Annotated in this window: 10 protein-coding genes and 1 pseudogene; 2 read left to right on the top strand and 9 right to left on the bottom strand. The window is 58.7% G+C overall.

The window, feature by feature from the left end; translation table 11 throughout:
- Positions 1 to 175 precede the first annotated feature (175 nt).
- Positions 176 to 1,540: an aspartate aminotransferase family protein gene (locus AACY52_RS23205; protein WP_339415199.1), complete on the bottom strand. Its 1,365-nt coding sequence runs from the start codon at positions 1,538 to 1,540 to the stop codon at positions 176 to 178.
- Between the two features lie 58 nt (positions 1,541 to 1,598).
- The gene (locus AACY52_RS23200; protein WP_339415198.1) at positions 1,599 to 2,957 is read right to left on the bottom strand and encodes a glutamine synthetase family protein; all 1,359 of its coding nucleotides are present in this window, start codon (positions 2,955 to 2,957) and stop codon (positions 1,599 to 1,601) included.
- A gap of 608 nt (positions 2,958 to 3,565) precedes the next feature.
- Here AACY52_RS23200 and AACY52_RS23195 point away from each other — a divergent pair.
- Together AACY52_RS23195 and AACY52_RS23190 are read left to right on the top strand one after the other, a co-directional pair.
- Positions 3,566 to 4,942 carry a glutamine synthetase family protein gene (locus tag AACY52_RS23195; RefSeq protein ID WP_065874419.1) on the top strand — a complete coding sequence of 459 codons (1,377 nt, stop codon included), beginning with the start codon at positions 3,566 to 3,568 and terminating at the stop codon, positions 4,940 to 4,942.
- Positions 4,943 to 5,189: 247 nt separating this feature from the next.
- Positions 5,190 to 5,831, top strand: a complete 642-nt coding sequence (locus AACY52_RS23190) for a TetR/AcrR family transcriptional regulator (protein WP_339415197.1) — start codon at positions 5,190 to 5,192, stop codon at positions 5,829 to 5,831.
- A gap of 75 nt (positions 5,832 to 5,906) precedes the next feature.
- Here the strand turns inward: AACY52_RS23190 and AACY52_RS23185 are convergent, their stop codons facing one another.
- The 7 genes and pseudogenes from AACY52_RS23185 to AACY52_RS23155 all read right to left on the bottom strand — a co-directional run bounded on the left by AACY52_RS23185 (position 5,907) and on the right by AACY52_RS23155 (position 11,294).
- Entirely contained in the window at positions 5,907 to 6,122 is a 216-nt protein-coding gene (locus AACY52_RS23185; protein WP_003213899.1) for a molybdopterin-binding protein, read from the bottom strand.
- Positions 6,123 to 6,233: 111 nt separating this feature from the next.
- Positions 6,234 to 7,040 (bottom strand): aliphatic sulfonates ABC transporter ATP-binding protein, encoded by an 807-nt coding sequence (ssuB, locus tag AACY52_RS23180; protein WP_339415196.1) that lies wholly within the window; start codon positions 7,038 to 7,040, stop codon positions 6,234 to 6,236.
- Positions 7,037 to 7,825 carry an aliphatic sulfonate ABC transporter permease SsuC gene (ssuC, locus tag AACY52_RS23175; RefSeq protein WP_339415195.1) on the bottom strand — a complete coding sequence of 263 codons (789 nt, stop codon included), beginning with the start codon at positions 7,823 to 7,825 and terminating at the stop codon, positions 7,037 to 7,039. Before ssuC ends, ssuB begins: the two co-directional genes overlap by 4 nt.
- A 9-nt stretch (positions 7,826 to 7,834) precedes the next feature.
- Positions 7,835 to 8,983: an FMNH2-dependent alkanesulfonate monooxygenase gene (ssuD, locus tag AACY52_RS23170; protein ID WP_339415194.1), complete on the bottom strand. Its 1,149-nt coding sequence runs from the start codon at positions 8,981 to 8,983 to the stop codon at positions 7,835 to 7,837.
- Between the two features lie 24 nt (positions 8,984 to 9,007).
- Positions 9,008 to 9,976 carry a sulfonate ABC transporter substrate-binding protein gene (locus AACY52_RS23165; protein WP_339427626.1) on the bottom strand — a complete coding sequence of 323 codons (969 nt, stop codon included), beginning with the start codon at positions 9,974 to 9,976 and terminating at the stop codon, positions 9,008 to 9,010.
- Positions 9,977 to 10,071: 95 nt separating this feature from the next.
- Positions 10,072 to 10,665, bottom strand: coding sequence for an NADPH-dependent FMN reductase (ssuE, locus tag AACY52_RS23160; RefSeq protein WP_339415192.1), 594 nt, complete (start codon positions 10,663 to 10,665; stop codon positions 10,072 to 10,074).
- 232 nt (positions 10,666 to 10,897) lie between these two features.
- A pseudogene (locus tag AACY52_RS23155) lies at positions 10,898 to 11,294 on the bottom strand (redoxin domain-containing protein).
- Positions 11,295 to 11,707 lie beyond the last annotated feature (413 nt).

Below are 11,707 nucleotides of genomic sequence, written 5' to 3'. Positions count from 1 at the left end.
ATGCTCCAATTTTTCTTTTTTAGGCCACGTTCTTACAAGGTCCTGCGGCCCGTCTAACAGGGCAACAAAACAGGGCGACAGTCTGGCAAGTTCTGAGGCCGGCTTTCAACCAAAGCCTCATTTATAACGGCTCGATGCGCAACGCTCGAAAGCCGCCGCGCACTGAGCCTAGCACTTAGCCCTGCAATGCCGCCAAAGTCAGGTCCAGGCAGTGGCGAGCCTTGGTCACCAGCTCGTCAATTTCGGCCTTACTGATCACCAGCGGTGGCGAAATGATCATGGTGTCGCCCACGGCGCGCATGATCAGGCCATTCTCGAAGCAGAACGTGCGGCAGATCATGCCTGCGCCCTTGCCTTCGTAACGTTTGCGCGTGACCTTGTCCTGCACCAGCTCAATCGCACCGAGCATGCCCACGCCGCGCACTTCACCCACCAGTGGATGATCAGCCAGCTCCCTCAGACGTTTCTGCAAATACGGTGCCGTTTCGTCATGAACGCGACTGACGATTTTCTCATCGCGCATGATGCGGATGTTTTCCAGCGCCACCGCAGCGGCGACCGGGTGACCGGAGTAAGTGAAGCCGTGGTTGAAATCACCGCCTTCGTTGAGTACTTCCACCACGTCATCGCGCACGATCAGGCCACCCATGGGGATGTAACCCGAGGTCAGGCCCTTGGCGATGGTCATCATGTGCGGCTTGAGGTCGTAGAAATCGCTGCCGAACCACTCGCCGGTACGGCCGAAACCGCAGATCACTTCGTCGGCCACAAACAGAATGTCGTACTTGGCGAGGATTTCCTTGATGCGCGGCCAGTAGCTGGCGGGCGGTACGATCACGCCACCGGCACCCTGGATCGGCTCGGCAATAAAGGCACCGACGTTGTCCACGCCCAGTTCAAGGATCTTCTCTTCCAACTGATTGGCCGCCCACACACCGAATTCTTCCGGGCTCATGTCGCCGCCTTCGCCAAACCAGTACGGCTGGGCGATGTGGGTGATGCCCGGGATCGGCAAGTCGCCCTGTTCATGCATATACGTCATGCCGCCCAGGCTGGCGCCGGCTACGGTAGAGCCGTGGTAGCCATTCTTGCGGCTGATGATGGTTTTCTTGTTTGGCTGGCCTTTGATCGCCCAGTAATGGCGGACCATGCGCAACATGGTGTCGTTGCCTTCGGAACCGGAACCGGTAAAGAACACATGGTTCATGCCGGCAGGCGCGATGTCGGAAATGGCCTTGGCCAGCTCCAACACCGGTGGGTGAGCGGTCTGGAAGAACAGGTTGTAGTACGGCAGTTCTTTCATCTGCTTGGCGGCGGCGTCAGCCAGTTCATCGCGACCGTAACCGATCGCCACGCACCACAGGCCGGCCATGCCGTCGAGGATCTTGTTGCCTTCGCTGTCCCACAGGTAAACACCGTGGGCTTTGGTGATGATCCGTGGGCCTTTCTCTTTCAATTGCTTGAAGTCGCTGAACGGCGCCAGGTGGTGATCGCTGCTCAAAGCTTGCCATTCACGGGTTTGCGGGTTGTTGCTGGACATACCAATCTCCTAGACTTTTCAGGTGAGGGCGCGCCTTTTCCAGGGCGCGCCCGGCGCATCAGACGGCAAAGAGCAGGAATTCCCGCTCCCACGAACTGATCACGCGCTTGAAGTTTTCATGCTCGGCCCGCTTGACCGCGACGTAGCCTGTGATGAATTTCTGACCCAGGTATTTCTCGATGGTCTTGCTGTTTTCCATGCGCTCAAGGGCGTCCTCGATGGTCAACGGCAGGCGCAGGTTGCGTCGTTCGTAACCACGCCCCACCACAGGCGCGCTCGGCTCATGGCCTTCGACCATGCCGATGTAGCCACACAGCAGGCTGGCGGCAATCGCCAGGTAAGGGTTGGCGTCGGCGCCCGGCAGGCGGTTTTCCACACGACGGCTCTGCGGGCCGGCATCCGGTACGCGCAGGCCGACCGTGCGGTTTTCTTCGCCCCACTCCACGTTCACCGGCGCCGACGTATCGGGCAGGAAGCGACGGAACGAGTTCACGTTGGGGGCAAACAGCGGCAGTAATTCAGGAATGAATTTCTGCAGACCGCCAATGTGGTTGAGGAACAGCTGGCTCATGCTCCCGTCTTCATTGGAGAAGACGTTCTTGCCGGTGGCGATGTCGATGATGCTCTGGTGCAAGTGCATCGCACTGCCAGGCTCGCCGGTCATCGGCTTGGCCATAAAGGTGGCGGCCACGTTGTGCTTGAGTGCGGCCTCACGCATGGTGCGCTTGAACACCAGGATCTGGTCGGCCAGAGACAGGGCATCGCCGTGACGGAAGTTGATTTCCATCTGCGCCGTGCCGTCTTCATGAATCAGCGTGTCGAGGTCCAGTTCCTGCAGCTCGCACCAGTCGTAGACGTCTTCGAACAAAGGGTCGAATTCGTTGGCGGCTTCTATAGAGAAGGATTGCCGACCGGTCTCCGGGCGACCGGAACGGCCAATCGGCGGTTGCAGCGGGAAGTCCGGGTCCTCGCAACGTTTGGTCAGGTAAAACTCCATCTCCGGTGCCACGATGGGCTGCCAACCTTTGTCGGAGTAAAGCTTGAGGACTTTCTTGAGCACGTTGCGCGGCGACAGCTCGATCGGGTTGCCTTGCTTGTCGTAGGTGTCGTGGATCACCTGGGCGGTGGGCTCGATGGCCCAGGGCACCAGAAATACCGCGTTCTGATCGGGGCGGCAGATCATGTCGATGTCGGCCGGGTCGAGCAATTCGTAATAGATGTCGTCTTCGACATAGTCGCCAGTCACGGTCTGCAACAGAACGCTCTCGGGCAGGCGCATGCCTTTTTCAGCGATGAACTTGTTGGTTGGCGAGATCTTGCCACGGGTGATACCCGTAAGGTCGCCAATCATGCATTCGACTTCTGTGATCTTGTGGTCTTTCAACCAATCGGTGAGCTGGTCGAGGTTGTTACTCATAAATGCCTCTGGGCTGGGTTTCCTGGCATCCGTTAAAGGCCAGGCGTTGTTTGACGCAGCATCCGCGTCGTTTTTTCATTCAGGGTAGGAGCTTACCTGCCATTTGCTGCAGCGTTGCATTCCTCAGGCCAAACTCGTGCAGAATCATGAGCAGCACCCTGCACGGGAGCCGCTCAGAAGCAGGCAAGAGGAAAGCGAGTGGGCAAAGACAAGGTCAGCCGAGGCGTCAAGAATATTGACCGGGCTACGGGTGTTTACACAGGAAGAATTGAATGATGACAAAGCCTGTCTGAAGCAGGCAGAGACGCCAAGTGGAGGCAGGCGAAACATGAAGCACCCCGGTATTATTGCTGTTATGGGTTTGAATCGAGCTTAGCCTTGTTCATTTTTTTACACAACTCCCCCGTAAAAAATACAACACGGCCCGCTCAAGCCTGCGAGTCCCAAGCCTTTCAAACCCAAAAAGCCGCCCCAAAAAGCCTCAAAAAAGCCCTCAGGGCGCTTTTTTAGGGCAAAAAATGCCTCGCTTGACTTCGGCATGCCGTTCGGGTTGACTGAAATCAGAAAAGATCAATGATTGATATTTTTAACAACAAAGGTGTTGCATCATGTCGGTACCCCCGCGTGCCGTTCAGCTTAATGAAGCGAACGCGTTCCTTAAGGATCATCCTGAGGTTCTGTACGTAGACCTTCTAATTGCGGATATGAATGGTGTGGTGCGCGGCAAGCGCATCGAACGCACCAGCCTCCACAAGGTTTACGAGAAGGGCATTAACCTGCCTGCCTCTTTATTTGCTCTGGATATCAATGGCTCTACGGTGGAAAGCACCGGCCTGGGCCTGGACATCGGTGATGCTGACCGAATCTGTTATCCAATCCCCGACACCCTGTGCAATGAGCCGTGGCAAAAGCGCCCTACCGCGCAACTGCTGATGACCATGCACGAACTGGAAGGTGAGCCGTTCTTCGCCGATCCGCGCGAAGTGCTCCGGCAAGTTGTCAGCAAATTTGACGACCTCGGTCTGACCATCTGCGCTGCCTTCGAGCTTGAGTTCTACCTGATCGACCAGGAAAACGTGAACGGCCGCCCACAACCGCCCCGCTCGCCGATCTCCGGTAAACGCCCGCATTCGACACAGGTCTACCTGATCGACGACCTCGACGAATACGTCGACTGCCTCCAGGACATCCTGGAAGGTGCCAAAGAGCAAGGCATCCCGGCCGACGCCATCGTCAAGGAAAGTGCCCCGGCGCAGTTCGAAGTGAACCTGCACCACGTCGCCGACCCGATCAAAGCGTGTGACTACGCCGTATTGCTCAAGCGCCTGATCAAGAACATCGCCTACGACCATGAGATGGACACCACCTTCATGGCCAAGCCTTACCCAGGCCAGGCAGGCAACGGTTTGCACGTACATATTTCGATCCTGGATAAAGACGGCAAGAACATCTTTGCCAGCGAGGATCCCGAGCAGAACGCCGCATTGCGTCACGCGATCGGCGGTGTGCTGGAGACCCTACCCGCTCAAATGGCGTTCCTATGCCCTAACGTCAACTCCTACCGACGTTTCGGCGCACAGTTCTACGTGCCGAACTCGCCGTGCTGGGGCCTGGATAACCGCACCGTGGCGATCCGCGTACCGACCGGCGCAGCCGATTCCGTGCGGATCGAACACCGCGTGGCTGGCGCCGATGCCAACCCTTACCTGCTGATGGCTTCGGTTTTGGCAGGCGTGCACCACGGCCTGACCAACAAGATCGAGCCGAATGCACCAGTGGAAGGCAACAGCTACGAGCAGAACGAGCAAAGCCTGCCAAACAACCTGCGTGATGCTCTGCGCGAGTTGGATGACAGCGAGGTGATGGCCAAGTACATCGATCCTAAATACATCGATATCTTCGTCGCCTGTAAGGAAAGTGAGCTGGAGGAGTTCGAACACTCCATCTCCGACCTTGAGTACAACTGGTACCTGCATACCGTTTAAACGGTTACTGCAATAAAAAACGCCGCAGGCCTTAGGGGTTTGCGGCGTTTTTTTATGGGTTTATTCCGGGAGACCGAGTTGGCCTCTTCGCGAGCAAGTCGAATCGTCGCACCGCCGCTCCCACATTTGACCGAGTTCCAGGTTTGGAATGCAATCAACTGTGTGTGCGGGCTTGCTCGCGAAGGCGGCCAGGCAGACAACACCGGTTCCTGCTCATACAATGCCTGCTGCTTTGTAGGAGACTTCCATGACCACCCGCCCCGCCGCCCCTCGCAAACCCCGCGCCCGTAGCCAGGCCCGGATAGATGCGATCCTCGACGCCGCCCGCACCTTGCTGGCCGCTGAAGGCGTGGCCGGTTTGTCGATCTACAGCGTGGCAGAACGCGCGCAGATTCCCCCTTCGTCGGTCTATCACTTCTTCGCCAGCGTGCCGGCATTGCTGGAAGCGTTGACCGCTGACGTGCACGCCGCTTTTCGGGCAGCCATCCAGGCGCCCATTGAGCACGATTCACTCAAGCACTGGCGCGACCTGTCCTGCATCGTCGAACAGCGCATGCTCACCATCTATGATCATGACGCCGCCGCGCGACAGTTGATCCTGGCGCAGCACGGGCTCACCGAAGTGACCCAGGCCGACCGTCAGCATGATCTGGAATTGGGCGACCTGATGCTTGCCGTGTTCAACCGTCACTTTGAAGTACCGACGTTGCCCAGCGATGTTGATGTGTTTGCGTTGGCGTTGGAACTGAGCGACCGCGTGTATGCGCGCTCGGTGCATCAGCATGGGCTGATCACGCCGCGCATGGCGGAGGAAGGGATGCGGGTGTTTGATGCGTATGTGGGGCTTTATTTGCCGGCGTATTTGCCTAAGCGGCTGGCTGCGCACTGAGTCTTGTGTTGACTGGACCGGCCTCTTCGCGAGCAAGCCCGCGAAGGCGATCTCAGAAGCAACAAAGGTCTTCAATCACAATTTGGCAATCGACACCTCGGTGGACTTAACAAAGGCAATCACTTCGCTGCCAATCACCAGCTCCAGCTCTTTGACCGAGCGAGTAGTAATCACCGAAGTGACGATGCCGGACGCCGTCTGCACATCGATTTCCGACAGCACGTCGCCTTCGACGATTTCCTTGATCGTGCCTTTGAACTGGTTACGCACGTTGATGGCTTTAATAGTCATACGATTTCTCCTGGGGTGGAATTTAGCTGCAAGTTGCCAGCCACAAGCTGCAAGCAAAAGCACCGTGCTTTCCCTTGCAGCTTCAAGCTTGCAGCTTGCCGCTGCTTCTTTCTATTGAGCCCAACGCAATTGCGTAGGCAGCGGTGAAACAGGTTCAGGTTCCGGCGGCGTGCCGGGTAACGACAACACACGGTTGAGCACTTCGGCTTCCAGCGCCGCCAGGCGATGCGAGCCGCGGGCCCGTGGGCGTGGCAGGTCGACGATCAGATCGAGGCCGATTTCGCCGTCTTCGATCAGAATCACCCGGTCGGCAATGGCCACGGCTTCGTTGACGTCGTGGGTTACCAGCAACACGGTAAAGCCGTGCTTGTGCCAGAGGTTTTCGATCAGTTGCTGCATCTCGATACGAGTCAGGGCATCCAACGCGCCCAAGGGCTCGTCAAGCAACAGCAGGCGCGGTTGATGGATCAAGGCGCGCGCCAGGGCCACGCGTTGCTTCTGCCCACCGGACAGCGCCGCCGGCCACTCATTGGCACGTTCGGCCAGGCCGACTGCTTCCAGGGCGTCTAACGCTTTGTGGCGCCAGTTGCCTTTAAGACCCAAGCCGACGTTGTCGATGATCTTTTTCCATGGCAGCAGGCGTGCTTCCTGGAACATTAACCGCGTGTCTTCAATCGCTTCGCTCAGCGGCGCAGAGCCGGCCAGCAGTTCGCCGCCGCTGGCTTTGTCCAGGCCAGCCAGCAAGCGCAATAGAGTACTTTTGCCGCAACCGCTGCGACCGACTACCGCTACGAACTGGCCGGCAGGAATGTGCAGGTCGATTTCCTTGAGCACTTCGCGCGCACCAAAAGCCTTTCGCAGTTTGCGCACCGCCAGGGGAATCCCCTTCAGCAGGCGCGGGGGTTGTTGAGCGGTCATGCCGCACCTCCTTTATTCACTTGATACGCCGGGTGCCAGCGCAGCCACACACGCTCCAGGCCACGCGCGGCCAGGTCGGCGAGCTTGCCGAGGATCGCGTACATCACAATCGCGAGTACCACCACGTCGGTTTGCAGGAATTCACGGGCGTTCATCGCCAGGTAACCGATACCGGAACTGGCCGAGATGGTTTCCGCCACGATCAGCGTCAGCCACATGAAGCCCAGGGCAAACCGCACCCCCACCAGGATCGACGGCAGCGCGCCAGGCAGGATCACCTGACGGAACAGGCTGAACCCGGACAAGCCGTAGCTGCGCGACATTTCCACCAGCGCCGGGTCGACATTGCGGATGCCGTGATACGTGTTGAGGTAGATCGGGAACAGCGTGCCAAGGGCAACCAGGAAAATCTTCGCCGTCTCGTCGATGCCGAACCAGAGGATTACCAACGGGATCAGCGCCAGGTGCGGCACGTTGCGGATCATCTGCACCGAGCTGTCCAGCAGGCGTTCGCCCCACTTCGACAGGCCGGTGATAAAGCCCAGGGCCAGACCGATGCTGGCGCCGATCACAAAACCCAGGCCCGCACGCCAGCCGCTGATGGCCAGGTGTGTCCAGATTTCGCCGCTGGCCACCAGGTGGACGCCGGCTGCAATCACTGCGCTGGGGGCCGGCAGGATGCGCGTCGACAACCCGCCCGCCGACACCGACCACTGCCACACCGCCAGCAAGAGAATCGGCAGTACCCAGGGCGCCAGACGATGGCTTAGTTTTTCACAGTTCATGGCGCTGCCTCAGCTCTGTGACGCAGCGTTGGGAAGGATGTCGTTGGCGACCATCTCGCCGAACGGGCTGACGTACCCAGCGCTTTTCGGCAGCTCGGGACGCTCGATATCCAGGTGTGGGAACAGCAGCTCGGCGACGCGATACGACTCTTCCAGGTGTGGGTAACCAGAGAAGATAAACGTGTCGATGCCGAGTGCTGCGTATTCCTTCACACGTTCCGCAACCGTTGGGCCATCGCCCACCAGTGCCGTACCCGCGCCGCCGCGGACCAGGCCGACGCCGGCCCACAGATTGGGGCTGACTTCGAGGTGGTCGCGGTTGCCGCCATGCAAGGCAGCCATGCGTTGCTGGCCGACGGAATCGAAACGCGCCAAGGAGGCCTGGGCACGAGCAATGGTGTCGTCGTCCAGATGAGCGATCAGTTTGTCGGCGGCTTTCCACGCCTCATCGTTGGTTTCACGCACGATCACATGCAAGCGAATACCAAAGCGCACAGTGCGCCCGAGCTTCGCGGCCTTGGCCCGTACCTGTTCGATCTTTTCAGCGACGGCAGCCGGTGGCTCGCCCCAAGTCAGCACCATTTCCACTTGTTCGGCAGCCAGGTCCTGGGCGGCTTCGGAGGAACCGCCGAAGTACAGCGGCGGGCGTGGTTGCTGGATCGGCGGGTAAAGCAGCCTGGCGCCTTTGACGCTGATGTGCTCGCCGTCGTAATCCACGGTTTCGCCTTCCAGCACGCGGCGCCAGATGCGGGTGAATTCCACCGAGGCCTGGTAGCGTTCTTCATGGCTGAGGAACAGACCGTCGCCGGCCAATTCCTCCGGGTCACCACCGGTGACAAGATTGAACAACGCACGGCCGCCAGACAGGCGGTCCAGGGTCGCGGCCTGACGCGCGGCCACCGTCGGGGAAATGATCCCGGGGCGCAACGCGACAAGGAATTTCAGACGCTGGGTCACCGGAATCAGCGAGGCAGCCACCAGCCACGAGTCTTCGCAGGAGCGACCGGTAGGGATCAGCACCCCACCGAACCCCAGGCGGTCAGCAGCCTGGGCCACTTGCTGCAGGTAACCGTGGTCGACGGCGCGAGCGCCTTCGGCGGTGCCAAGGTAATGGCCGTCACCGTGGGTAGGCAGGAACCAGAAAATAGTGAGGCTCATGGAGTTGTCTCCTGAAAAATCGGATTACGGCGCTTTGGCAACGGCGGCGGGTGGCGTCCAGATCACGTCCTTGATGCTCAAGGGCGTGGGAATCAATTTGAGTTGGTAGAAGGTGTCGGCGATTTTCTGCTGGGCAGCGACCACTTGCGGGGTCAGGAACAGCGCACCGTAGCCTTGGCGTTTCATCGAGGTCAGGGTGATGTCAGCCGGCAGGCCGAGCAGCGGAGCGACTTGTTCAGTCACTTCCTGCGGGTTGGCCTTGGACCATTCGCCCACGGCGCGCACTTCTTCGATCAAAGCCTTGATCACTTCCGGATTTTTTTCAGCGTACGGCTTGGTCGCCAGATAGAACTGATGGTTGTCGGCGATGCCGGTACCGTCACGCAGGGTGCGCGCTTGCAGTTGTTTCTCGGCGGCGGCCTGGTACGGGTCCCAGATCACCCACGCATCCAGGCTGCCACGCTCAAAGGCGGCACGTGCATCGGCGGGCGGCAGGAACACGGTCTGCACGTCGGTGTATTTCAGGCCGGCGTCTTCCAGCGCACGTACCAGCAGGTAGTGCACGTTGGAGCCTTTGTTGAGCACGATTTTCTTGCCCTTGAGCTCGGCCACGGATTTGATCGGCGAGTCTTTCGGCACCAGGATCGCTTCGCTGGTCGGCGCGGGTGGCTCGTAGGCCACGTATAGCAAGTCGGCACCGGCCGCCTGGGCGAACACCGGTGGGGTTTCGCCGGTCACGCCGAAGTCGATGGAGCCGACGTTCAGGCCCTCGAGCAATTGCGGCCCACCGGGAAACTCGGTCCATTGCACGTTCACGCCTTGGGCGGCCAGGCGTTTTTCCAGGGTGCCCTTGGCTTTGAGCAGCACCAACGTGCCGTACTTCTGGTAACCGATACGCAAGGTCTCGGCGGCTTGAGCTTGAACAATGGCGCCGAAGGACACAGCCGCAGCAAACAGTGCGACCAGACCACGACGCAAGATGACAGTGCGCATGGCGCTCTCTCCAAATGTGCGAATAGGGTTTTGGCTGCACCTGCTTGGCCGTTGGCGGCTGAGTAAGGTGAGTGTGACTTGATGTCGGGTACCGCTTAAATGCTCCAGCGAGCACTCAGCAAACGTTCATTCAATACATGCGGGTCCAGCGGTTTCGGGCGACGGGCCATGGCGCTGTAAAGCTGCTCCAGGGCTTCGTGTAAACGGTGTTCTACCACCGGCACCAACTGCGCCTGGACGCTGCCTTCGGCATAAGCGATCTGGCTGTCCTCGGCAAAAATGCCGTGGAGCAATTCCTGGGCTTTCAGCGCCGACAACACCGGCTTCAAGGCGTAGTCCACCGCCAGCATGTGGGCGATGCTGCCGCCAGTCGCCATCGGCAATACGATCTTGTGGGCCAGGGCGCGTTCGGGCAGCAGGTCGAGCACGGTTTTCAGCGCGCCGGAAAACGAAGCCTTGTAGACCGGCGTGGCAATCACCAGGCCATCCGCATTCGCCACCTGTTGCAGCAGGTCGATGACCTTGGGGCTGTCGAAGCGAGCGTGCAGCAAGTCTTCAGCCGGGAAGTCCCGTATCTGGTAACTCACCACTTCCACGCCTTTGTCTTGCAACCACTGACGGGTTTTATCCAGCAACACCCCGGAGCGGGAACGCTGGCTGGGACTGCCTCCAAGTGTTACGACCAACATGCAGGATTTCCTTGAGCAGGTGTCAGCGGTTCGCTGTGTGGCGATGGCGCCAAGATGGAACAGACCTTATCAGCAGATTTATATATCTTTAAATCTTATTTTTTCATTTGTTTATTCTTTAAATGCATATAAAGATTGTAAATCTCCGGGCGAAAAAAAAGCCGTGAAAACGGCCTGGAAACCCCTGCTATGTGAGACTTGAAATGCAGCCCGCTCCCACATTGGGCCTGCGTTAACGATTCGGCTGAGGGGCAAGCCGCAGATACGGCTTCACCGCGCGATACCCCTTCGCAAAGCGCTTCTTGATCTCTTCCTCGTCCTTTAGCGACGGCACGATCACCACCTCATCACCGTCCTGCCAGTTGGCCGGGGCGGCGACCTTGTGGTTGTCGGTCAGCTGCAGCGAGTCCACCGGGTCGACCGACAGGGCAATCGCCTTGAGCCGCGCTGGGCAAATTCGTCCTTGAGCTTGGCGGTGAAGCCCAGCTCGGTGGTGCACACCGGGGTGAAGTCCGCGGGGTGGGAAAACAACACGCCCCAGCTGTCGCCCAGCCATTCGTGGAAACGAATCGTGCCGGCGCTGGAGTCCTGTTCGAAGTCGGGGGCGAGTCGCCCAGTCTTAGGCTCATGGTGTGGCTCCTAGCGAGTGCTATGGAGCCCACCGTGCATGGGTTACGGATTACTTTAAAAGAATAAATACCGATCTATATAGATCATAAAAGAATATTAAAAATCTGTTCATTGGACGTCGTGACGAGCGAGGAGCAACATCGATTTCAAGGTTCGAGAAGGCCTTGAGACGTTGTACTAAAGAGGGAATTCAGGAAGGGCTTACGGGGGTGAGCCCGACTTGAGAAAAAGCAAAAAACCTCGCGCGAGCGCGTAATGCTGTTCACTTAAGCATTTGAGCTCACATCGAAGTTCCTAGAAAATCCGATGCCAGATATCTGGCATCGGATTTTTTATGTCTGTTCAGCAGCACCTGCTCGACCTCGGCGACCTTTTCAACTTTTCTGACCTGAGTACCTTCACTCAAAATATC

This window comes from Pseudomonas sp. EA_65y_Pfl1_P113 (assembly GCF_963970525.1).
Taxonomy (GTDB): domain Bacteria; phylum Pseudomonadota; class Gammaproteobacteria; order Pseudomonadales; family Pseudomonadaceae; genus Aquipseudomonas; species Aquipseudomonas tritici.
Note: the sequence above shows the minus strand (reverse complement) of the source record. Positions and strands in the feature narration are given on the sequence as shown.